Here is a 22060-nt window from a genome sequence, read left to right as displayed (position 1 = left end):
CACAGTCGAGGACACGGGAGGCCGGACATGCCGGTTCAGCTGGAGGGCAAGGTCGCACTGGTCGCGGGGGCGACCCGGGGAGCGGGACGGGGGATCGCCGTCGAACTCGGCGCGGCCGGAGCCACCGTCTACGTCACCGGCCGCACCACCCGGGCCCGCCGCTCGGAGTACGACCGCCCGGAGACCATCGAGGACACCGCCGACCTGGTCACCGCGGCAGGCGGGCAGGGCATCGCGGTCCCGGCCGACCACCTCGACCCGGCCCAGGTCCGCGCCCTGGTCGACCGCATCGCGCGGGAGCAGGGCCGCCTCGACGTCCTCGTCAACGACATCTGGGGCGGGGAGAAGCTCTTCGAGTGGGACAGCCCGCTGTGGGAGCACGACCTCGACAACGGACTGCGTCTGCTGCGCCTGGCCGTCGAGACGCACGCCGTCACCAGCCATCACGCGCTGCCCCTGCTGCTGCGCCACCCCGGCGGTCTGGTCGTCGAGGTCACCGACGGCACCGCCGACTACAACCGCGACCACTACCGCGTGAACTTCTTCTACGACCTCGCCAAGACCGCCGTCCTGCGCATGGCGTTCGCCCTCGGACACGAACTCGGCCCGCGCGGCGCCACCGCCGTAGCCCTCACCCCCGGCTGGATGCGCTCGGAGCTGATGCTGGACGCCTTCGGGGTGAGCGAGGACAACTGGCGCGACGCCCTGGAACGCGAACCCCACTTCGCCATCTCCGAGACCCCCCGCTACGTCGGCCGGGCCGTGGCCGCCCTGGCCGCCGACCCGGACGTGGCACGCCTGAACGGCCGGTCCCTCTCCAGCGGCGGTCTCGCCCGCGACTACGGGTTCACCGACCTCGACGGCAGCCGCCCGGACGCCTGGCGCTACCTGGTCGAGGTCCAGGACCCGGGCAAACCGGCGGACACGACCGGGTACCGGTGACCGGCCCACCGGCCCGGGACACCGCCGTCACCCCTCCCGGCGGCCCGGGGCTGTCCGCTCCGGTTCCGTGGTCCGCCCGTGGTCCCCGTGCGGGGCGAGCGCCCGCGCCGTAAGCGCATATGCGCACCTTTCGACGGCCATTGCGCTCGTCCACTTCGCCCGTGCGCCGTCTCGGGCCCGTGTGAAATGTCACCGATCGGTTCCAGCGCCCCCCGCCGTACAACCGAACCGCCCGTCCACCCGTCTAGAGGGCAGGGATCGCAACCATGTGACCACTTCCGCGAAAGGGCAGGACCACTCATGGGGGACGTACGCAGACGGGGCGCCGTCGCACTCGGGATCACCGGACTGGTGGCGCCGCTCACGCTCGCGCTCGGCGCCGCGCCGGCGCAGGCCGCGAGCTGCACCACGCAGGCCGGCCCGTACCAGAAGCAGGTGGAGAAGTTCCTCGGCCGGCCGGTCGACGGGAAGCAGTCCGCCACCGACTGCAAGGCCATCCAGGCCTTCCAGACGAAACACGGCATCTCCCCGAACGCCGGCTACGCCGGTCCGGTCACCTGGGGTGTGATGGACCTGATGCAGAAGCAGAAGGCCGTCGGGACGAACCCCAACAAGGACGGCAAGTGCCCGGTGAACAAGGGCCGCATCGCCTGCGTGAACCTCACGCTGCAGCTGAGCTGGATCCAGGACGGCAAGAAGCTGGTCTACGGCCCCGTCCCGGTCCGCACCGGTCGCGACGGCTACGAGACCCGCACCGGCCTGAAGAAGATCTACTGGCGCAACATCGACCACGTCTCGTCGATCTACCACGTGCCGATGCCCTACTCCCAGTTCTTCGACGGCGGCCAGGCCTTCCACTCGGTCGGCGTCAGCATGTGGAACCCGCCGGGCTCGCACGGCTGCGTCAACATGACCAAGACCGACGCCAAGAAGTACTGGTCGCTGCTGAAGAAGGGCGACGACGTCTACGTCTACGGCCGCAAGCCGGGCACCTGATGCCGATGCCGATGCCGATGCCGATGCCGATGCCGGGGCGGGGCCGGGGTCGGCTGAGGCGCGATCCGCAGTGGACTCCCGGCCGGGGAAGGGCACTCGCAGGCGGATGATGTGAACAGCCTCACGTTTACCGGCAGATGGACGTGATCAGTGACACTGTCTGAAATGTCCATTTAGCTGGGGATTACTCACCTCGCCTTCACGTCAGGCGACGTATGCTTCACAGCATGTCCACCACTGTTGAATCATCATCCGAGCGATCGGCTGACGAGGTCAACGAGGAGATCCGGGCCCTGTGGCGCCGGTCGGGCGGGACACTGAGTGTCGAGCAGCGCGAGCAGTACCAGCGGCTCGTCCTGGAGTGGGCCGCAGCGGCCCCGCAGTCGGCGCCGGCGGCCTGACCGCCACCCGGTCCCCGTCGGCGCGCCGGTCATCACCGGCCGCACCGGCTCCTCGGCCGAGGGCACCCTTGATCCGATGGGTGCCCTTTCGCATGTCCGCGGCCGTCACCCCCAAGTCGCCGAGTAGTGCCGCCGGTAGGCCTTGCGGTCCTGTTCCGCCCGGATGAACCGAGTCGCCACCAGGGCGACGAGGCTGCCCGCGATCACCAGCAGACCGGGACCGACGTTGCGCGGGTCCGTGAGCCGGCTCAGCAGCGTCGACACCGTCTCACCGGTGATCGGTGCCGAGGTGCCGGGGGAGGCGGCGCCCTGGGGAGCCGAGGACGCCGAGGGCGCGGGGGCGGCACCGGCGCCGCCGGCCTGCTCGGCGACGATCAGCTTGACGCCGAGCTCGGTCAGCGCCTTCGTCACCGGCTGGAAGAACGTCGTGCCCCCCGCGGCGCAGTCCCCGCTGCCCCCCGAGGTCACACCGAGCGCGATGCCGTCCGCGAACATCGGGCCGCCGCTGTCACCCGGCTCGGCGCACACGTCCGTCTCGATGAGCCCGGTGACCGTACCCTCGGGGTAGTTGACCGTCGCGTTCAGCGCGGTCACCTCCCCCTGCCGCAGCCCGCTGGTGCTGCCGCTGCGGAAGACCCTCTGCCCGACCTTCGGATCGGCGACGCCCGTGATGCGCACACCCTTGCCGTCACCCACCGCCACCACGTCCGCGCCCTTGCCCGCCCGGCCGCCGTCGTACTTGACCAAGGAATAGTCGTCGCCCGGGAAGCTGCCCTTGAGCGAGGTGCCGACCTGCCTGCGGCCGCGGTCGTCGGCGAACCAGATCGAGCCGTCGGGCCCGCAGTGCCCGGCCGTGAGGATGTAGTCACTGGTGCCGTCGGTCACGTTGAACCCGGCCGAACAGCGCCCCGCCGTCGACAGGATGGGTTGCGCTCCGTTGAGCCGCGTGGTGAAGGTGCCCTCGGTGCGCTCCATGCGCACGAAGCCGCCGATGCCCTCCGCGACCTTCGTCAGCCGGTCCCAGGCGGCGGCCGTGACGGTGCTGTCGCCCCGTACGACGACCTGGTTGCGCTTGTAGTTCAGCGCCCAGGACGTGCCGGGCACCCGGGGCGCCGAACGCAGCGTGGCCGTCGCCGACTTGAGGTCGTTCAAGCTGTGGCGGACCACTTTCGCCCGCGCGCCTGCCCGTTCGACTTCGGCGGCCGCCTTCTCGTCGGTGACGGCGACGACCGGCCGCCCGGCCGCGTCGACCCAGCTGCCCCCCGTGCGCGAGGCTCCGAGCCGGGCCGCGAGACCGGTGCCGTCACCGGAGGCCGGCGGTGCCGTGTACGGGACGCCGATGACCGGGTCCGGCGGCTCGCTCGCCACGGCGCTCGTGACCATCGCTCCTCCCAGAAGGAGTCCGCCGACGGCCGCCAGCCGTGTCACTCGCCGGACGACCCGTCGTCGTGCGTGCCTCATGCATGGCTCCCGAACCCGAACATCACGGTGCGAACACCGCAGGCCGCTCCCGGAGTTGAACGCCCTCCACCCATACGGCGCGCGACCGCGCCGCGTTCACCGCGCGCGTGATCTCTTCGGCACCGCGACGCGCCCACCCTCCCCGGCACGGCCCGTTCCCGCGCTGCCCGGTGGTCGCACGGCCCCTAGGGTGGGGCCATGACCAGGACCCCGCGCGAGACGTCCGGTGAACCCAATCCCCTGGAGATCCTCACGCTCGACCGGCTCAGGCTCCGCACCAGCACGAAGTGGCGCACCCACCCGGAGGACGTGCTGCCGGTGTGGGTGGCCGAGATGGACGTCCCGCCGGCCGAACCGGTGGTACGGGCCGTGACCCGCGCGATGGAACTGGGGGACACCGGCTACCCCGCCGGCACCGGCTACGCCGAGGCGCTGGCCGTCTTCGCCGCCGAACGCTGGAGCTGGCACGGGCTCGCCGTGGAACGCACCGCGATCGTGCCCGACGTGATGCTGGGCGTCGTCGAGATGCTCAAGCTGGTCACCGGCCACGGGGACGCCGTCGTCGTGAACCCGCCGGTGTACCCGCCCTTCTTCCACTTCGTCTCCCACATGGACCGGCGGGTCGTCGAAGCCCCGCTCGGCCCGGACGGCCGGATCGACCCGGACGTCCTTCAGGAAGCCTTCCGGCGGGCCACCGGGGACGGACGGCGGGCCGCCTACCTCCTGTGCAGCCCCCACAACCCGACCGGCACCGTGCACACGAAGGACGAGCTGTCCGCCGTGGCGCAGCTCGCCGAGCGGTACGGCGTCCGCGTCGTCGCGGACGAGATCCACGCCCCGCTGGTCCTCGGGGACACACCGTTCGTGCCGTACCTGACCGTGCCGGGCGCCGAGCGCGGACTGTCGCTGATGTCGGCGTCGAAGGCGTGGCACCTCGCCGGGCTCAAGGCCGCCCTGGCGATCGCGGGCCCCGCGGCCGCCGGCGACCTGGCCCGGATGCCGGAGGAGGTCGGGCACGGCCCCAGCCACGTCGGCATCCTCGCCCACACCGCCGCCCTGCGCGACGGCACGGCCTGGCTCGACGCACTGCTGACCGGCCTCGACCACAACCGTCGCCTGCTCGCCGAACTGCTGGCCGAGCATCTGCCCCAGGTGCGTCACCGCCCGCCGGAGGCCACCTACCTCGCCTGGCTCGACTGCCGGGCGCTCGGCCTGGGCGACGACCCGGCGGAGGTCTTCCTGCGCCGTGGCCGCGTCGCCCTCACCTCGGGGGTGCCCTTCGGCACCGGCGGGGCCGGGCACGCCCGCTTCAACCTGGCGGCCTCGGCGCAGGTGATCACGGAGGCCGTCCGCCGGATGGCGAAGGCGGCCCGCTGACAGGTGCCTGCGACACGGGCGGCACGCTCGTAGACTGCCCGCCATGGACGACAGGGCGCTGGACCGGCTGGGCTCGGGCAAGTACGTGCTGATCACCAGCTACCGCAAGAACGGCACACCGGTCGCCACCCCGGTCTGGGTGGTGCGCGACGGGGACGCGCTCGGCGTCTGGACGGCCGCCGACTCCTGGAAGGTCAAGCGCATCCGCAACCGCGCCGGCATCCTGGTCGGCCCGTGCGATCTGCGCGGCAATCCCACGGGCGATCAGGTGCCCGCCACTGCCGAGATCGCCGACGCGGCCACCACCGCCCGCTACCGGAAACTGATCGCCCGCAAGTACGGGCTCATGGGCCGGCTGACACTGCTGGGCAGCCGCCTGCGGCGGGGCACGGACGGCACGGTCGGCATCCGCGTCATCCTGTGATACGCAACCCTGCTTTCCAGGATGGGAGTTGACGGCAAGTCAGGTCCAGGCCCGGTAGGGCTCGTCCAGGAGCTGGAAGACCGGCTCACCCCGGACCGGGTCCTTGGCGGTGGACAGACGCACCCGGTCACCGCTGTGGATGCCGATGGGCGGGCCCATGACCCGGCCCCGCACGACGAAGCCCTCGGCCATCTCGACCATGGACACGTTGCGGGCCGCGGGCGTGTTGCGGTGCACCACCGTGGAGTGGCGGACCGTGCCGGTGCCCTCGGCGCGCTCGGTACGCAGGTCGCTGCCCCGGCAAACCGGGCACAGCAGGCGGTGGTACATGGCCGTGCCGCACCAGGTGCAGCGCTGGAAATAGAGGGCGTCCCTGTCCCTGCCCTGTGGGTCGAGCAGGCCCGTCGCGGAGCCGGCCGTCTGCTGAGCGACGCTTCCTGAGTGGTGGTACACGCTGTCAACTCCCTGCACTCGCCCGGAATCCGTGTGCGGGGTCGCCCACGCACACGTGTGCCCGGTTCGCCGTGCCACCGTGCACGCAGCACAGAGTATGGCACTCAGTGCCACTCGTAAAGGCACTCCGTACCCTCGATCCGGAACGCCGCTCGCGGGTCCCGGGAGGTCCTCAGGTCCGGCCGAGGGCCGACTCGAGCTCCTGCACCACCCGCCACAAGGGCGCTCCGCGACGCGACACCACGACGACCACGTCGTCGGGCCGTTCGCCGGCCGTGGGGGACGTGAGCCAGGGCGGTGGGGTGGTGGAGGCGGGAGCCGTCGGCGCCGTGGTGGCGCCGAACGTCGACCGGACGTAGGCGAGCGCGTGGTCCACGGCGGCGTCCGCCTCGCCCCGCCCGTCCGAACGCAGCCAGGACCGCAGGGCGTTGTTGTGCGCGGCGACCACGGCCGCGGCGATCACGTCGGCCTGGAGGGTGCCCTCGCGGCGGGCCGCGAAGCGTCGCCGCAGGTAGGCGGCGAGCGCCTGCTCGTAGCGCCACACCACCGACAGCTCGTAGGCGCGCAGCCCCGGCACCTGCTTGGTGAGGCGGTAGCGCTGGACGGAGAACGTGGGGTTCTCGGCGTACATCCGCAGCACCAGCCGGGCCGCGTCGCAGACCCGCTCCACCGGCTCCTCGTCGCCGGAACCGTCCGCGAGGAACGCCGTCATGTCCGCCAGGCAGCGCTCGTGGTCCGGGAAGACCACGTCCTCCTTGGACGGGAAGTAGCGGAAGAACGAGCGGCGCCCCACGCCGGCGAGGGCAACGATGTCGTCGACCGTGGTCTGCTCGTACCCCCGCTCGAGGAACAGCTGGAAGGCCGCCGCCACCAGCGCGTCCCGCATGGGCGGCCTGCCGGCCCCCGTCTCGGCTTTCCCGGAGCTCATGATCTGCAACGTAGCACCCGTACGACCTCATTTGGCACTCGGTGCCGCGGGCGGGACTCCGCATCCCACCTCGGGGTGAGGTACCGGCGCCCCGGCCGGGCCCGCCTGATGAACAAGCGGCGAGGCGGTCGCGTATCCAGTGGCAGGACGATCCACGGCCCGGGTGCCACCCCCGGCCCGGACGGAAGGAGAGCGGAGTGCCGGCACCGTCCGAGCCCCGGCCGCCGCACGACGGCCCGGTCCTGGAACCGATCCGCGTCCTGCGGCCCCGGCGCACCGACGCCCTGGCGGAACTCATGCGCGAGTTCCAGCGGGAGACGGGCCGGGAACCCGCCCGCGAGCCCTTCACCCCGTCCGTCCCACCGCCCGGCTCCGAGGACGAGACGCGGGAACTCCCGCCCGTCGGCCGCCACGACGGGCGGGGCCGGGCTCGCACCACCCCGCCCGCCACCGGCTCGAACGCCCGCGGCCGTGCGGACACCGCACCGCGCCGCACCACCGTGGCCGTGGCCGTCGTCGCCGCGGCGGCGGTCGGCTTCGCCGGGGCGCTGCTGGTCCACGGGAACCACGGCGACGGCACCGCGGCCCCCGCGCCCCGGCCGCCCGCATCCGCCCCTGCCGCGGTCCCCACCCCCGCGCCCACGCCATCCGCCCCCCGTTCCGACCCCGACGGTCCGGGAACGCTGCGGGAGGGAGCCAGCGGTCCCGAGGTGACCGAGCTTCAGCAACGCCTCCTCGGCATCCCCGACGTCTACCGTGACGGCTCCACCAGCGGCCGCTACGACCCGGTGCTGACCGCCGCCGTGGCCCGCTTCCAGCTCTGGTACGGAATCCGGGGCGACGAGACCGGCGTCTACGGCAACGACACCCGGGCCGCTCTGGAGTCCCGGACGGCACCCGTCGCGAGCTGACGCCGCCGGCCCGCCCCGCCTCCGCCCGCGGGCGAGGCCGATGCGACCATGACGGGCATGGACGAGTTCATCGACCGTTTGAACCCCGACATGTACGTGGTCACGGCCGCCGCGGCCGGTGAACGGGCGGGTTGCCTGGTCGGGTTCGCCTCGCAGTGCTCGATGCGGCCGGTGCGCTTCGCCGTGTGGCTCTCCGAGCTGAACCACACCTTCCGGGTCGCCCGCGACGCCGACGTGCTCGCCGTGCACCTGCTCACCCGGGAACAGCACGCCCTCGCCGAGCGGTTCGGCGGGCACACCGGTGACGACACCGACAAGTTCCACGGGGTGGCGCTGCGCGAGGCGCACGGCGGGGCGCTCGTCCTCGAGGACGCGCCGGGCTGGTTCGTCGGCCGGATCGTGGAGCGGGTCGGCGGCGGCGACCACGTCGGCTTCGTCCTCGACCCGGTCGAGTGGGGCGGCCGGACCTCTCCGGAGGGCCGCCTGCTGCGCCTGTCCGACGCCCTCGACATAGCACCGGGGCACCCGGTCGACTGACGACGCGTCCCGCGGCTCGAACCCCCGGCAACGGAAGGCAAAAGCGGCGGTACGGCAGCGCCGCGATGCGTCACCCTGGCCCGGGGCGACTCCACGAGCACCAGCACCTGCCACACCGGCCCGTCGCGGACGGCTCGGCGCCGCCCCGCCCCGCCGGCGCACCCCGCCGGAGTCCGCCGCGAACCGAAGGCCCCGCCCATGAACGGCTCCCGCATCCCCGGCCTGGTGCTGCCCACCCTGTTCCTGCTGGCCCTGCTCGTCGGCCTGTGGTGGTACTGGCGGCACCGCGGCGACTCCTGAGCCGCCGTCGGATCACCCGCACCGCCCTGCCCGCACGGCCGTAGCCGCGCCGCGCCCGGCCAAGCCTGCGCCTGCGCCCGTTACGCCTCCGGCACCCGAACGTCCACGACGCAGACGTCGTCCCTGCGCTCGTCCGGCAGCATCCGGGCGAGCAGCGGCCCCAGCGACCCGGGCCGGTCGGTGTGCGGCGCGGCCACGGCCTCCCCGAGGCGCTCCAGTCCCCGGTCGATGCTCTCCGGCGGGTGCTCGACCAGCCCGTCGGTGAACAGGATGAGCCGGTCACCCGGTTCCAGGTGGCACTCCGCCTCCTCGAAGACCGGGGTGGTGGACGCCCCGATGAGCATGCCGCGCGGGCGGTCCAGGTACCGCGGCTCGCCGTCCCGCAGCAGCAGGGGCGGCGGGTGCCCGGCCTGGGCCCAGATCAGACGGCGGTCGCGGGGGTTGTAGCGGGCGAGGACCATCGTGGCGGTGGCGTACGTGTCGCGCGAGTGCAGCAGCAGCGTGTTCAGCCGGGCCAGCGCACCGGTCAGGGACGAGCCCGTGATGACCATGCCCTTGGCGGTGAACCGCAGTTGGGCCATCGTGGCGACGGCGTCGACACCGTGCCCCGCGACGTCGCCGACGACCAGCAGCGCGTCCCCGTCGGGCAGTTCGATCGCGCTGAACCAGTCACCGCCGACGTGCACACCCGACTGGGCCGGCAGGTAGGCGACCTCGACACGCAGCCCGGCCAGGTGCACCGGCCGGTTGGTCATCGGCAACAGGGCGTGCTGGAGCCGGGAGGCCAGGGTCCGCTCGGCCCGCAGCACGTCGTGCTGGGTGAGGATGGCCCGCTCGCTCTCCACCAGGGCCAGCTCGGCCCGCCGCCGGGCCGTCGTGTCCTGTACGAACCCGTGCACCTCGACGGGCGTGCCGTGCCGGTCGCACACGGCCTCGGCGGTGAGGCGGAGATGGCGGATGCCGTTGGTGGTCCGGATCCGGAACGGCACGTCGACGGACTGCCCTTGGTGGACGAGGTCGGCGACGGCGCGGGTCAGCGCGGGCGTGTCCTCCGGCAGGGCCAGCTCCGGCACGTCGATCAGCGGCACCGGCCCGTCCGCCGGGTCCCGGTCGAGCAGCGCGAACACCTGGGTGGACCAGGAGACCTCCGGAGCGTGCAGGCTCCAGTTCGCCCAGCCGAGGTTGCCCAGGCGCTGCAGGTCGGCAAGGCGCTGCTCCTGCCGGTCGGAGGAGCCGTGGCGGATCCACGAGACGACCAGGGTGTCGCCGAGCGGGGCGACCCGGACCGTGTAGATGAACAGGGCCGCGATGCCCGCCGCGACCTCCTCGTGGGCGAAGGGGTCGCTCTCGTACTCCTGCCCGGTGGCCAGGACCCGCAGGCAGCCCTGCCACAGCGGCTCCGCCGGCATCGCCGGGCGCAGTTCGAGCAGCCGCCGCCCGGCCACCACTTCGCCCGTGCGGCCCAGCAGGTCGCCGGCCTGCGTGGTCGCGGCCTCGATCAGGAAGTCCTCGACATCGCCCGAGGCGGTCCGCAGGGGTGTGAGCAGCATCGCCGAGAGCGGCAGGGCCTCGAAGAGGGCCTGCACGGCGTCCGTGCCCGGGTCGGCGGAACGCTCCGGCGGGGTGTCGAAGGCGCGCAGCCGTCCCGTGCACAACCCCGTGACGGCCCTCAGGTGCGCGCGGTCCCGTGCGGTGAACTCACCGGCACGGGTGCGCAGCACCCCGATGCAGACCTCCGCCGGACCCGTCCCGGACAGGGGGAGCCAGGCGCGCGAGCGCCACCGCTCGGGTGGGTCCCCTATCAGCAGGTACCGCTTGGCGTCGGTGTCGAAGTCCTCAAGCCAGCGCGGCTCGCCCGCCCGCAGGGCGTCCAGCGCCGCCACTCCGCTCAGCGGCGGCACCTGGCGCCACTGGTCGGCCAGCCGGTCGTCGACGCCCGCGTGCCCGATCAGCCGGAGACCGCCGTCCGCCCGGTGGCGGTAGACCAGTACCGCGTCCGCCGCCATGTCGGGTGCGAGGTGCTCCAGCAGGCACCGGGCGAGATCCTGCGGCGTCATCACCCGAACGAGGGCCTGGCCGAGGCGGGCCAGGGCGTCGGCGAGGTCGTCCGGGACGGAGTCCTGCCCGGGATCGGTCCTGCCCGGGCCGGCCGCGTCACGGTTGCCGCGGGTGTCCGTCGCGGCCGGCGGGTGTGCTGCCGGGCCGAGCGCACCGAGCGTGATCCAGCACTCCTCCAGCAGGGTGCGGCGCGCGTCCTTGGCCCTGCGGCGCAGCTGTTCGCTCGCCGCGTCGGCGGTACAGCCGGTCAGCGCCATGACCGCGCCCTTGGCCCGTTCGACGACAGCCGAAACGGCCGCCTGGTCGCGCAGCCGGTCCAGTTCGGCGCGCTGCCGGGCGACGATCCTGGCCAGCTCGACCAGGTCCGGTGCGGCACCCGGCTGCGCCGGTGTCACGGGCTCGCTCGTCACGCGTTGAGCATTGCACACCCGGGCGGATCGGAAGAGCGCCTTGTGGGCAGGTGATGCACCCTCTTCACACGCGTTCCCCTGGCCGCTCCCGTCCGCGCCGGCGGGTCAGCGTCCGTCGCGCGGATAGAGCCACTGACGCAGCACCCGGCTGAGGCCGGGCATCACCAGGTAGGTCAGCAGGGGGAGCAGCACCAGGGGGAAGACGACGGCCCGCAGCGGCAGCGGCCAGCCGGTGGTCGACGGCGTCACCAGCCACTGGATGAGCAGGACGAAGGGATAGGCGCCGAGGAAGGTGGTGAGGACCATCTTCCACCGGGGCGGGGCCTGGACGGTCGTGCCCGGCAGGCTGAACCAGGTCTCCAGGCCCGTGGTCGACTGACGCTCGCTGCTGACCTCGACGGCGATGTCGTGGATCTGCCGGTGCCAGTGCGCGCGCTCGTCCGACTCCAGCCAGGCGGCGAGCCGGTGCCGGTCCGACCAGCGCAGCACCGCGTGGTAGCGGTGTCCGTCCTCCGGCGTGAGCCAGGAGACGCCCTCGTTGCCGGGGAAGCGCCGGGCGCAGCGGGTGATGCCGTGCGTCCATTCCTCGAACTGCTGCTCCCGGCCGGGACGCACCTGCCAGGTCAGCACCGTGGTCACCGGTTCGGCCCGGCGTGCTTCGGTGGTGCTCATCCCTCACCGGGTGCCACGCGGCGGGCGGGTCATGCGCCCCGGGTCAGTGGCGGCCGGACTCGCTGAGCGCCCGGGTGACCGCGCGGACGCTGCGGGCGATGTGCTGCAACTGCATGACCTCGGCCGCGTACAGCTTGATCGTGTGCTCGATGACGCCTTCGTGCAGGCCGAGGCCGGGCAGGTCGGCGCGGGCGGTCTGCAGGGCGGTGCGGGCGACGCGGAGCTCGTGCTGGACCTGGATCTGTGCGTGCCGGGCGAGGAGGACGGGGTGGCGGACGAACACGGGGTAGCCCGCGTAGCGGGCCGGTACCAGTTCGCGCAGCCACTTGGCCGCCGAGCGCTCCCAGTCGAAACTCCCGGGGGTCTTGACCTGGCAGGGCCAGTCCGGGCTGATGCGCGTGGACGTCAGGGACATGATCATCGCTTCCGGGTGTGCGGCGTCGTGAGGGTGGACGACGGGTCGGGGCGGCCCCGACCTAGGGGATGACCGGGGCCGCCCGCGGACACCCGCGAGGCCGGAGTGGGTAGGACCCGGCTCCTCGGGTGCGGAACCCGATCCGGCAGGGCCGGGTCGCGATCCGTGAGCAGTATTTATATATGCCTTCCGGTTTGCAAGAAGCATGAAAACATTCATGCGCGCTTTGTTGGGGAAGGTCCCGGTGTGGACGCCGGGGTCCGTGCGTCCGGTCAGTCCTTGAGGAAGAACTGGTGCTGGTCGGCGACCTGCTCGTACTCCTCCAGCCGGGCCTGCGTGCGCTCGGGGTCGGCGTCCGTCATGGCCTGGAGCAGCGCCGAGCACATCACGCCCGGGGCGGCGTAGGAGTCGAAGACCAGGCGCGAGCCCGTCCCGAGGGCGAAGACGGCGTCCGCCTCGTCCGCGAGCGGCCCGAGTGCCAGGTCGGTGATCAGGGCGACCCTGAGCCCGGCGCCGCGCGCCACCCGGATCGCCGTCAGGGTCTCCTGCGCATGCCGCGGCATGGAGAAGGCCAGCACCCAGGTGCCGCCCGCCTCACGCGACTGCAGCAGGGCGTCGTAGGCGACACTGCCGCCCCGGGTCACGAGCCGGACGTCCGGGTGGATGCGGCGCGCGGCGTAGGCGAAGTACTCGGCGAGCGAACCGGAGATGCGCAGGCCCAGGATCGTGAGCGGAGTGGACGACGACAGTTTGCGGCCGACGTCGATGACCCGGGCCGGGTCCGCGAAGTCCCGTCGCAGGTTCTCCAGGTTCTCGATCTCGGCGTCCACCGCCGCCTGCAGTTCGTTGCCCCGGTTCTCCTCCGCCGGTCCGCCCGCGAGGGTGCCGAGCGCGATCGACTGGAGCTTCTCGCGCAGCGCCGGGTAGCCGCTGAACCCGACCGCCGAGGCGAACCGCGTCACCGACGGCTGGCTCACCCCGACCCGGTCGGCGAGATCGGTGATGGACAGGAACGCCGCCTCGGTGATGTGCTCGATCAGGTACTGGGCGATCCGCCGCTGCCCCGGGGACAGCCGGGGCCGGTCGAAGAGCGTGCGCAGCGCGGAGGACGGGGAGACCTCCGTCTCCGGGGCGGCCTTCCCCGAGGTGATGGCGGATGCCTGTGCACGTGCCTGCTGCGGCGATGGCACCGGTACGCCTCCTTCGTTCCCCACGGACGTTCAACATAGCTCACGCACCGTGGTGACCAGGGCTTCTTCGCGGATGCACATGATCTGCCGCGGGCGGGGATACCCGAGGGCGGGGCGGGAACCCGCCGCCGCAGAAGATCCTGAGAGGAGTTGGCCCCATGAGCACCCCCGAGGAAAGCCGGCCCAAGACCCACACCACGGACGAGGTCCTGCAGCAGCACGACGAGGATGCCGTCAAGGAGCAGGGCGCGACCGGCCGCACCATGCGCGAGGCACTGGAGGAGGCCCACGTACGCCCCGACGACTTCGACGAGAAGTGAGCCCGGCCCGCGCGGCCGCACCGACGACGTCCCGGCAGGTGAGCGACGCATGGGCGCCCTGAGCGCGCTGGAGCAGACTCTCGAGAACCGGTGGGAGGCGCTGTGGGCACGTCTCCTCGGCAAGGAGCCCGTCGAGGTCGTCGACGCCCTGCGGCGCGCGTGCGACGACAACGCCGTGGTGTGCGGCAAGGGCCGGGTGATGGTCCCCAACGCCTACGACGTGGAACTGCCCGACGAGGTGCACGAGCACCTCGAGCGCAGCGGCACCGAGGTGGGGCAGGCCCTCACCGACAGCCTGTCCCGGCACGCGGAGCGCCGCGGCTACGAGTGGGCCGGACCGCTGACGGTCCACGTGGCGAGGTGCCCCGACGTCCCGAACGGCCGCTTCCGGGTGGCCGGCAGGGTGATGCCCCACGTGAGCGCCGACGGGTTCTCCCGGGCGGCGCCTTGAGGAGGCCCGGCGGGTTCCCCGACGACGGCCGGTCGTGATCGGGGGCCGTCGTCGTCCACGGGGTGGCCGCCGGCGATCGGTCCGGCCGGCCGCCCCGTCGCCTCGGCAGCTGCCGGATCCGGCGGCCCGGGCCAGCCGATCCCGTGTCAGCGGCGCGCCGCGTCGCCGCCTTGCCGGCCCCCGTCAGAGGGCGCCGGCGGGTGCCTGGGCCGCGAGCCGGGCCAGGGCGTCCCCGCTGAGGCGGCACACCTTCCACTCGTCCATCACCTGCGCGCCGATGGACCGGTAGAAGCCGATCGCCGGCTCGTTCCAGTCCAGGACCCACCATTCGAACCGGTCGTAGCCGTGGCGCCGGCAGAGGGCGGCGAGCTGCGCGAGCAGGGCCTTGCCATGGCCTCCGCCCCGGGCCCCGGGCCGCACGTACAGGTCCTCCAGGTGCATGCCCCGCCTGCCCGTCCAGGTGGAGAAGCGCGGGAACCACAGGGCGTAGCCCACGGTGGCGCCCGTGTCGTCGTCCTCGGCGATCAGCGCGAAGGCGGCAGGATGCTCGCCGAAGAGCGCCGCGCGCACCTGCTCCTCGGTGCACCTGGCCTGCTCCACGGCCTTCTCGTAGGCGGCGAGTTCGCGGATCATCGTCCGGATCTCGGGGACGTCGTCGATGGTTGCGGACCTGATCATGCAGCCGATCCTGCCGCGACGCGCCCGGCGCGCGCACCCCGGCCCCGGGTTTCGATCCGGTCGTGCGTCACCCCGGCGGCCGCGGCAGGGCCGGCTCCGGGACCACCAGGTCCGCCCGGTCCCGGCCCCCGGCGACCAGTTCGGCGTTGCGCTGGTCCGAGCGGTGGACCCACGCCACCGCCTCCTCGTGGCTCTTGCCGAACTCCTCGTGCCGGGCGATCAGCCGGCGCAGACGCTCCCGCTCCGCCACCTCACAGAACCACACCTCGTCGAGCAGGAGGCGGACGCGGGACCAGGAACCGCGGTCCAGCAGGAGGTAATTGCCCTCGGTGACGATCAGCCGGACGGCGGGAGGAACCGGGATCACCCCGGCCAGCGGCTGCTCCAGGACGCGTTCGAAGCCGGGCGCGTACACGGTCTCCACCGGGTCGTCGTCGCGCAGCCGCCGCAGCAGCGCCGCGTAACCGGCGGCGTCGAACGTCTCCGGAGCGCCCTTGCGGTCCCGCAGCCCCAGGCGCTCCAGTTCGGCGTCCGCCAGGTGGAAGCCGTCCATGGGGACGTGCGCCACCCAGGGCTCGCCCGTCCCGTTCAGCTCCCGCACCAGTGACCCGGCGAGCGTCGACTTGCCCGCGCCGGGGCTGCCCGCGACACCGAGGATCGCGCGCCGGCCACCCTGGGGGAGGGCTCGGGCACGGTGGACCAGGTCGTCGAAGGTGAGCGGCACGAGGGAAAGTGTGGCACCCGGACGCGGCCGCCCACAGTGCCGTCCGCCTGCCCCGGCGGACGTGTGGCGTGCGCCACTCACTGGACCGGCCCGCGACGGGGAACCGGTCCCCTATGACGCAGCTCGGTCTTCCCGGACACATCCACGCCTGCCTGTTCGACCTCGACGGGGTCGTCACCAGGACGGCCGTCGTGCACGCGGCCGCCTGGAAGGAGATGTTCGACGCCTTCCTGCGCGAACGCGACGGCGAGGACTTCCGGCCGTTCGACGCGGGGAGCGACTACGACGAGTACGTCGACGGCCGGCCACGCGCCGACGGCGTGCGCACCTTCCTGGCCTCACGGGGCATCGAACTGCCCGACGGCGACCCGGATGACCCGCCCGGCGCGCGGACCGTGCACGGCCTCGGCAACCGCAAGAACGACCTCGTCCTGGAGAAGATCCGCACCGACGGCGTGGAGGCGTACGACGGCACCCTGCGCTACCTGGACGGGGTCCGCGCCCGGGGCCTGCGCACCGCGATCGTGTCCTCCAGCGCCAACTGCCGTGACGTGCTGCGCTCGATCGGCGCCGAGCACTACTTCGACGTGCGCATCGACGGCGTGGTCGCCGCCGAGCGCGACCTGCCCGGCAAGCCGCGCCCCGACACGTTCCTGGCCGCCGCCCGGGACCTCGGCGTCGAGCCGTCCGCGGCGGCGGTCTTCGAGGACGCCCTGGCCGGTATGGACGCCGGCCGCGCGGGGCGCTTCGGTTACGTCGTCGGGGTCGACCGCGTCGGGCAGGCCGACGCCCTGTACGCCCACGGCGCCGACGTCGTGGTGCGCGACCTCGGGGAACTGGGAGGCGAGCAGTGATCACCCAGCGGGCCTACGGCGTCGAACCCTGGGCCGTGCGCGAGACGGAACTCGACCTGGACCTGCTCGCGCAGAGCGAGTCCGTGTTCGCCCTGTCCAACGGGCACATCGGCTGGCGCGGCAACCTCGACGAGGGCGAACCGCACGGTCTGCCGGGCTCCTACCTCAACGGCGTCCACGAACTGCACCCGCTGCCCTACGCCGAGGCGGGCTACGGCTACCCGGAGTCGGGCCAGACCGTCATCAACGTCACCAACGGCAAGGTGCTGCGCCTGCTGGTCGACGACGAGCCGTTCGACCTGCGCTACGGGCGGCTCGTCGCCCACGAGCGGACCCTCGACCTGCGCCGGGGCGTGCTGGAACGGGTCTGCGAGTGGACCTCCCCGGCCGGCTCCACCGTCCGCGTGCGCTCCACCCGGCTGGTCTCGCTCACGCAGCGGGCGATCGCCGCCGTGGCCTACGAGGTGGAGCCCGTCGACAGCCGTACCCGGGTCGTCGTCCAGTCGGAGCTGGTCGCCAACGAGAGCCTGCCCGAGCCGGACGGCGACCCGCGCGCGGCCAGGGCCCTGAAGTCACCCCTGGAAGCCGAGGAGGACCTCGCCGCCGGGAACCGGCTGCGCCTGGTGCACCGCACCCGCCGCAGCGGCCTGCGGGTCGCCGTGGCCGCGGACCACACCGTCACCGGCCCCGAACGCACGACCACCGCCAGTGAGAGCAACGTGGACGTCGCGCGGCTGACCGTCACTGCCGTGCTGGAGCCGGGCGAGCGGCTGCGCGTGGAGAAGCTGGTGGCGCACGGCTGGTCGGGCGCCCGGTCCCGGCCCGCGATGAGCGACCAGGTGGAGGCGGCCCTGGCGGCGGCCGCGCACAGCGGCTGGCAGGGCCTGCTGGAGGACCAGCGGGCCTACCTGGACGACTTCTGGTCCCGGGCCGACGTCGAGGTCGACGGCGACGAGGAGATCCAGCAGGCCGTCCGCTTCGCCCTCTTCCACGTCCTGCAGGCCGGTGCCCGCGCCGAGCAGCGGGCCATTCCCGCCAAGGGCCTCACCGGCTCCGGATACGACGGCCACGCCTTCTGGGACACCGAGGCGTTCGTGCTGCCGCTGCTGACCTACACCGCGCCCCGGGCCGCGGCCGAGGCCCTGCGCTGGCGCCTGGAGACGCTGCCGGCCGCCCGGGAGCGCGCGACCCAACTCGGGCTGCGCGGCGCCGCGTTCCCCTGGCGCACCATCGAGGGGTCGGAGGGCTCGGCGTACTGGCCCGCCGGCACGGCCGCCTTCCACGTCGGCGCCGACATCGCGGACGCCGTCGTCCGTCACGTCGCGGCCACCGGTGACGAGGCCTTCGAGCGCGAGGTGGGCGTCGAACTGCTCGTGGAGACCGCCCGCCTGTGGCGCTCCCTCGGTCACCACGACGACCGGGGCGTCTTCCACATCCACGGCGTGACGGGGCCCGACGAGTACAGCGCCATCGCCGACGACAACACGTACACCAACCTCATGGCCCGGGCGAACCTGCTGGCCGCGGCCGACGCCTGCAAACGCCACCCCGACCGGGCGGAGGAGCTCGGCGCCGGCGAGGAGGAGCGGGCGGCCTGGCGGGAGGCCGCCGAGGCCGTGCACGTGCCGTACAACGAGGAGCTCGGCGTGCACGAACAGCACGCCGGCTTCACCCGCTATCAGCGCTGGGACTTCGCCGGCACCCGGCCGGACCAGTACCCGCTGATGCTGCACTTCCCGTACTTCGACCTGTACCGCAAGCAGGTGGTCAAACAGGCCGACCTCGTCCTGGCCATGTACACCTGCGACACCTTCTTCGAGGAGTTCGCCGACGAGGAGCAGATGGCCCGCAACTTCGCCTACTACGAGCCGCTGACCGTTCGGGACTCCTCACTGTCCGCGTGCGTGCAGGCCGTCATGGCCGCCCGGACCGGGCACCTGGACCTGGCCCGCGAGTACACCACCGAGGCCGCGCTGATGGACCTCGGCGACCTGGAGCACAACACCCGCGACGGACTGCACATCGCCTCCCTGGCGGGCACCTGGCTCGCACTGGTGGCGGGCTTCGGCGGCATGCGCTGCACCGACGGCACCCTGCGGTTCTCGCCGCGGTTGCCCGAGCGGTACACCAGGCTCGCCTTCAGCATCCAGTTCCTCGGCCGGTGCCTGCGGGTGGAGCTGACCGGTGACCGGGCCACGTACACCCTGTACTCCGGCCCGCCGCTGACGATCCACCACCACGGCACCGAGCTGACGGTGAGCGAGGACGCCCCCGTCGAGCGGGCCGTTCCCGCGCGCACCCATCGCCCGGCGCCCAGTCAGCCCCCGCACCGCGCCCCGAACGCCCGTTGACGGATCGGCCGGGTCGGACATTCGGCCGTATTCCACCCCTCGTCCACCCGTCGACCGGGTTACGTTGGCCGTACTGATGATCATTCGGCTTCCGGCCCCGGCGGGTGGGAGGCCGCGGGCGGCCCGTCGGCGGGCGGGGGAAGGGGTGGACGATGACCGACGGCGCGAACGCCCTCCTCGTCCGCAGGCGACGACACGAACAGGCAGGACCCTCGGGTGCGCGCGGCATGCGCCGCGTGGACCGGCCGCTCGCCCTGCTGGCCGTCGTCTTCACCCTCGCCCAGCTCGCCCTCGTCCGCCCCGTGCTGGGCCTCGGCTGGGACGAGATCGTCTACGTCAGCCAGATCACCGCGCACCACCCCGCGGCCTTCTTCAGCGCCCCCCGCTCCCGTGGCGTCTCGCTGCTGGTCGCGCCGGTCGCGTCCTGGTCCCCGTCCGTCCCGCTGCTGCGCGTCTACCTGGCCCTGCTGTCGGGCCTGGCCCTCTACCTCGCCCTGCGCTGCTGGCGGGGCCTGTTCCCGACACGGGTCCTGGTGACCGCGGGCGCCCTCTTCGCGTCCCTGTGGGTGACCGTCTTCTACGGACCGCAGGCCATGCCCAACTACTGGGTCGCCATCGGCGCCCTGACCGGCGTCGGCTGCTTCCTGCGGGCCCGGGCGGGCCGTTCGCCCCGGGCGCTGTGGGGCGTCGCCGCCGGTGCCGCGCTCATGGCGTGGATGCGGCCCACCGACGCGGTCTGGGTGACCGTGCCCCTGCTGGTCCTCGCCCTGGTCCGCCACCGGCGCCTGCTCCTCCCGCTCGCCGCGGGACTGGCGGCGGGCGCGGTGCCCTGGGTGATCGAGGCGTACGCCGGCTTCGGCGGCCTGGGGGAGCGGCTCGCGGAGGCGTCGCGCATCCAGGGCGGACTGGGCTGGCAGATCGCCGTCGACGACCAGCTGCGCAGCCTGGGCGGCCGGGCCCTGTGCCGGCCCTGCACCGGGCCGATGCCCGAGCCGGTGGTCTTCGCCTGGTGGTTCGCGCTGCCGGTCCTGGCCGGTCTCGGCCTGGTCGTCGCGGGCCGGGCCCGGCGCCTGGAACGCACCCTCGTCCCGCTGGCCTGCGCCGCCACGGCGGCCCTGCCGTACCTGTTCATGATCGGCTACGCGGCGCCGCGCTTCCTGCAGCCCGCCTACGCCCTGCTCGCGATCCCCGTCGCCGACGGCCTGTGGTACATGGTCAGGACGCCGCGCAGGACGTGGCGGCCGGTCGCCGCCACCGTGGTCGCCCTCGGCCTGGCCGGGCACCTCGCGGTGCAGACGGCCGTGCTGCACGGCGCCGTCACCCGCAACACCGCCAACCGCGTCGACTGGGACCGCACCGCCGACGCCCTGCGCCGCCTCGGCGTCCGGCCGCCGTGCCTGCTCACCGGCCACGAGTCCATCCCGATCGGCTACTACACCGGGTGCTCCTCGGGCGCGACGTCCGGCAACAACGAGAACATGACCGCCGCGGGCGTCCTGCGCACGGCGCAGCGCGTCCCGGTCGCCCACCTCGCACCGGCGGGCGGCACCGCGCCCCGCTACGCCCGCGACTGGCCGGTGCACCGCGTCGCGGACCTGGACGTCCGCCTCGCGCCCGGCCCGGGGCGCGACGGCGACCGCTGACCACCGGCGGGTGCGCGGCGCCGGGCATCCGCCGAGGTTAGAGGCCGCGTAACGGGAAACGCGGAACGAGCAGACCCGAACGGACACGTCGCGCAGGGCGCGACAGGGAGGCAAGTGATGGGCACGGAACGGATGGACTCCGAACAGATGGCGGACGACGCGTACCAGCCCACCGGGACGAACGAGGAGCAGGAGGACGCCTCGCCGCTGGACATGCAGGACGCCCTCGACGAGCGCACCTACGACGACATGGTCGAGGAGGGCTACTCCCCGCCGGAGAAGCCCCTGGGCGTCACCAAGCCCGGCGTCACCGCGGCCGAGCAGCACGAGGGGGAGACGCTCGACGAGCGGCTGTCCCAGGAGGTCCCGGACGTGTCCGCCGAGCCGGTGGGCGACGGAGTGGGCGACAGCCCCGACAGCGACGGCGAACCGGTGGACCCCGAGGCGGGCACCGACCGCGCCGGCCGTCTGGTCGCCCCGGACGAGGGGGCCCACGAGGACACCGAGAAGGACGCCGTCGCGACCGACCTCGGCATCGACGGCGGAGCGGCCGGAGCCGAGGAGGCCGCCATGCACGTCGTGGAGGACGACACCGCCCTGCCCGAGGACGACGGCAGGCCGTGAAGCGCGCGACGGTGACGCGCGGCCCGCACCCGCCCGGGGCGAGGCCGCCGACGTCGTCGCCCTCCCCGCACCGAGGAGGCCACCGACCCGGAGGGTTCCGGTCGGTGGCCTCCTCGGTGCGGGCGCGCCGGCTAGGGCAGCAGCTTCTCCATGGCCGCCGGCCCTTCCTCCGCCAGCTTGCGCTCGGCCCACTCGATGTTGTGCGGGGTGAGGTCCTTGCCCGAGGCGAGGACGAGGTCCTCCGCCGACACATCCGTGCCGGTGCGGGCGTGGAGCAGACGGTCCGGGGTGCAACGGTCCTCGGGGGACTGGCTCGCGGCAGGCTGTGAGGTCGACATGGCTTCTGCTCCTAGGGTCCGGATCGCTGGTGGCCCCGGTGCTGAAAAGGGTCCGCTATCACCATTCCCCGCCGGAGCGCCGTGTGCATCCGGAGAGGGCGTGACGGGCCCGCGCACCCCGTTCGGACCCCCAGGAATGTCGCGCCGCGCTACACCGGGTGACGGTGGAGTCACGTGTCCCTGCGACTGACAGGAGCTTTTCCATGCGCACACGTGTGACCGCCGCGGCCGGCCTGGCCTGCGCCGCCCTGCTGGCCTTCGCCGGTACGGCGAGCGCCGACTCGGGCCCCGTCGGGATCGCCACCGACAGCCCCGGCGTTCTCTCCGGCAACGTCATCCAGATCCCGATCGACATCAACGCCAACGTCTGCGGCAACTCGATCAACGTGGTCGGCCTGCTCAACCCGGCGTTCGGCAACGTCTGCGAGATCAAGGACTGACGTCCCGGCCGTACTGCTTGCCGGCGGCGGCCCCCCCCCCCACCCCGGGCCCCCCCCCCCCCCCCCCGCCCGCCCCCCCCCCCCCCCCCCCGCCCGGGGCCCCACGCCTCGTGTGCGCGACTCAGCCGCGCTGCGCGCTCCGGCGACGGAACGCCAGGAACC

The 22060-nt window shown here is 73.4% G+C and carries 24 protein-coding genes; 14 read left to right on the top strand and 10 right to left on the bottom strand.

What is annotated here, in order from left to right:
* The first annotated feature begins 27 nt into the window (after positions 1–27).
* From ACZ4M5_RS34320 to ACZ4M5_RS34310, 3 genes are all read left to right on the top strand, one after another.
* Positions 28–942 (top strand): SDR family oxidoreductase, encoded by a 915-nt coding sequence (locus ACZ4M5_RS34320; protein WP_467742960.1) that lies wholly within the window; start codon positions 28–30, stop codon positions 940–942.
* Positions 943–1242: 300 nt separating this feature from the next.
* Positions 1243–1938 carry a L,D-transpeptidase gene (locus ACZ4M5_RS34315; RefSeq protein WP_467742958.1) on the top strand — a complete coding sequence of 232 codons (696 nt, stop codon included), beginning with the start codon at positions 1243–1245 and terminating at the stop codon, positions 1936–1938.
* 215 nt (positions 1939–2153) lie between these two features.
* A complete protein-coding gene (locus tag ACZ4M5_RS34310; protein ID WP_398107476.1) occupies positions 2154–2339 on the top strand; it encodes a hypothetical protein in 186 nt (61 codons plus the stop codon).
* A gap of 105 nt (positions 2340–2444) precedes the next feature.
* Here ACZ4M5_RS34310 and ACZ4M5_RS34305 read toward each other — a convergent pair whose 3' ends face one another.
* Positions 2445–3800: a S1 family peptidase gene (locus tag ACZ4M5_RS34305; RefSeq protein ID WP_467742956.1), complete on the bottom strand. Its 1356-nt coding sequence runs from the start codon at positions 3798–3800 to the stop codon at positions 2445–2447.
* A 198-nt stretch (positions 3801–3998) separates the two neighbouring features.
* On the opposite strand from ACZ4M5_RS34305, the gene ACZ4M5_RS34300 reads away from it, so the two are divergent.
* Positions 3999–5177, top strand: coding sequence for a MalY/PatB family protein (locus ACZ4M5_RS34300; protein ID WP_467742954.1), 1179 nt, complete (start codon positions 3999–4001; stop codon positions 5175–5177).
* Positions 5178–5220: 43 nt separating this feature from the next.
* Positions 5221–5601: a PPOX class F420-dependent oxidoreductase gene (locus ACZ4M5_RS34295; protein WP_467742952.1), complete on the top strand. Its 381-nt coding sequence runs from the start codon at positions 5221–5223 to the stop codon at positions 5599–5601.
* Positions 5602–5640: 39 nt separating this feature from the next.
* On the opposite strand, the gene ACZ4M5_RS34290 is transcribed toward ACZ4M5_RS34295, so the two are convergent.
* Both ACZ4M5_RS34290 and ACZ4M5_RS34285 read right to left on the bottom strand, forming a co-directional pair.
* Positions 5641–6054: a Zn-ribbon domain-containing OB-fold protein gene (locus ACZ4M5_RS34290; RefSeq protein ID WP_467742950.1), complete on the bottom strand. Its 414-nt coding sequence runs from the start codon at positions 6052–6054 to the stop codon at positions 5641–5643.
* Positions 6055–6226: 172 nt separating this feature from the next.
* On the bottom strand, positions 6227–6982 hold the full coding sequence (locus ACZ4M5_RS34285) for a TetR family transcriptional regulator (RefSeq protein ID WP_467742948.1): 756 nt from the start codon (positions 6980–6982) through the stop codon (positions 6227–6229).
* A 197-nt stretch (positions 6983–7179) separates the two neighbouring features.
* Between ACZ4M5_RS34285 and ACZ4M5_RS34280 the strand changes: the two genes are divergently transcribed.
* Positions 7180–7893 carry a peptidoglycan-binding domain-containing protein gene (locus ACZ4M5_RS34280; RefSeq protein ID WP_467742946.1) on the top strand — a complete coding sequence of 238 codons (714 nt, stop codon included), beginning with the start codon at positions 7180–7182 and terminating at the stop codon, positions 7891–7893.
* Positions 7894–7941: 48 nt separating this feature from the next.
* Positions 7942–8430, top strand: a complete 489-nt coding sequence (locus ACZ4M5_RS34275; protein ID WP_467742944.1) for a flavin reductase family protein — start codon at positions 7942–7944, stop codon at positions 8428–8430.
* A gap of 380 nt (positions 8431–8810) precedes the next feature.
* On the opposite strand, the gene ACZ4M5_RS34270 is transcribed toward ACZ4M5_RS34275, so the two are convergent.
* The 4 genes from ACZ4M5_RS34270 to ACZ4M5_RS34255 form a co-directional block, all read right to left on the bottom strand.
* The gene (locus ACZ4M5_RS34270; RefSeq protein ID WP_467742942.1) at positions 8811–11198 is read right to left on the bottom strand and encodes a SpoIIE family protein phosphatase; all 2388 of its coding nucleotides are present in this window, start codon (positions 11196–11198) and stop codon (positions 8811–8813) included.
* Positions 11199–11303: 105 nt separating this feature from the next.
* A complete protein-coding gene (locus ACZ4M5_RS34265) occupies positions 11304–11870 on the bottom strand; it encodes an antibiotic biosynthesis monooxygenase (RefSeq protein ID WP_467742940.1) in 567 nt (188 codons plus the stop codon).
* 43 nt (positions 11871–11913) lie between these two features.
* The gene (locus ACZ4M5_RS34260; RefSeq protein ID WP_467742938.1) at positions 11914–12291 is read right to left on the bottom strand and encodes a hypothetical protein; all 378 of its coding nucleotides are present in this window, start codon (positions 12289–12291) and stop codon (positions 11914–11916) included.
* Positions 12292–12557: 266 nt separating this feature from the next.
* A complete protein-coding gene (locus ACZ4M5_RS34255; RefSeq protein ID WP_467742934.1) occupies positions 12558–13475 on the bottom strand; it encodes a MurR/RpiR family transcriptional regulator in 918 nt (305 codons plus the stop codon).
* 158 nt (positions 13476–13633) lie between these two features.
* On the opposite strand from ACZ4M5_RS34255, the gene ACZ4M5_RS34250 reads away from it, so the two are divergent.
* Complete coding sequence (locus ACZ4M5_RS34250; protein WP_467742930.1) at positions 13634–13795, top strand: hypothetical protein; 162 nt, start codon at positions 13634–13636, stop codon at positions 13793–13795.
* 49 nt (positions 13796–13844) lie between these two features.
* Positions 13845–14246, top strand: coding sequence for a DUF3662 domain-containing protein (locus ACZ4M5_RS34245; protein WP_467742928.1), 402 nt, complete (start codon positions 13845–13847; stop codon positions 14244–14246).
* Between the two features lie 183 nt (positions 14247–14429).
* Here ACZ4M5_RS34245 and ACZ4M5_RS34240 read toward each other — a convergent pair whose 3' ends face one another.
* Both ACZ4M5_RS34240 and ACZ4M5_RS34235 read right to left on the bottom strand, forming a co-directional pair.
* The gene (locus ACZ4M5_RS34240; protein WP_467742926.1) at positions 14430–14924 is read right to left on the bottom strand and encodes a GNAT family N-acetyltransferase; all 495 of its coding nucleotides are present in this window, start codon (positions 14922–14924) and stop codon (positions 14430–14432) included.
* Positions 14925–14991: 67 nt separating this feature from the next.
* The gene (locus ACZ4M5_RS34235; RefSeq protein ID WP_467742924.1) at positions 14992–15648 is read right to left on the bottom strand and encodes a nucleoside/nucleotide kinase family protein; all 657 of its coding nucleotides are present in this window, start codon (positions 15646–15648) and stop codon (positions 14992–14994) included.
* 113 nt (positions 15649–15761) lie between these two features.
* Here ACZ4M5_RS34235 and ACZ4M5_RS34230 point away from each other — a divergent pair, with 113 nt between their 5' ends.
* The 4 genes from ACZ4M5_RS34230 (at position 15762) to ACZ4M5_RS34215 (ending at position 21120) form a co-directional block, all read left to right on the top strand.
* Positions 15762–16502 (top strand): HAD family hydrolase, encoded by a 741-nt coding sequence (locus ACZ4M5_RS34230; protein ID WP_467742922.1) that lies wholly within the window; start codon positions 15762–15764, stop codon positions 16500–16502.
* Positions 16499–18853, top strand: a complete 2355-nt coding sequence (locus tag ACZ4M5_RS34225; protein ID WP_467742920.1) for a glycoside hydrolase family 65 protein — start codon at positions 16499–16501, stop codon at positions 18851–18853. The genes ACZ4M5_RS34230 and ACZ4M5_RS34225 overlap by 4 nt, the downstream gene beginning before the upstream one ends.
* 152 nt (positions 18854–19005) lie before the next feature.
* A complete protein-coding gene (locus tag ACZ4M5_RS34220) occupies positions 19006–20496 on the top strand; it encodes a hypothetical protein (RefSeq protein ID WP_467742918.1) in 1491 nt (496 codons plus the stop codon).
* Positions 20497–20628: 132 nt separating this feature from the next.
* Positions 20629–21120, top strand: a complete 492-nt coding sequence (locus ACZ4M5_RS34215) for a DUF5709 domain-containing protein (RefSeq protein ID WP_467742974.1) — start codon at positions 20629–20631, stop codon at positions 21118–21120.
* A gap of 131 nt (positions 21121–21251) precedes the next feature.
* On the opposite strand, the gene ACZ4M5_RS34210 is transcribed toward ACZ4M5_RS34215, so the two are convergent.
* The gene (locus ACZ4M5_RS34210; RefSeq protein WP_369192879.1) at positions 21252–21458 is read right to left on the bottom strand and encodes a hypothetical protein; all 207 of its coding nucleotides are present in this window, start codon (positions 21456–21458) and stop codon (positions 21252–21254) included.
* Positions 21459–21661: 203 nt separating this feature from the next.
* On the opposite strand from ACZ4M5_RS34210, the gene ACZ4M5_RS34205 reads away from it, so the two are divergent.
* Entirely contained in the window at positions 21662–21898 is a 237-nt protein-coding gene (locus ACZ4M5_RS34205) for a chaplin (protein WP_467742916.1), read from the top strand.
* The last annotated feature ends 162 nt before the right edge of the window (positions 21899–22060 follow it).

The sequence above is a fragment of the Streptomyces sp. NPDC026246 genome, assembly GCF_055567995.1.
The sequence above is the reverse complement of the archived record's forward strand: the minus strand, read 5'-3'. Positions and strand labels throughout refer to the sequence as shown.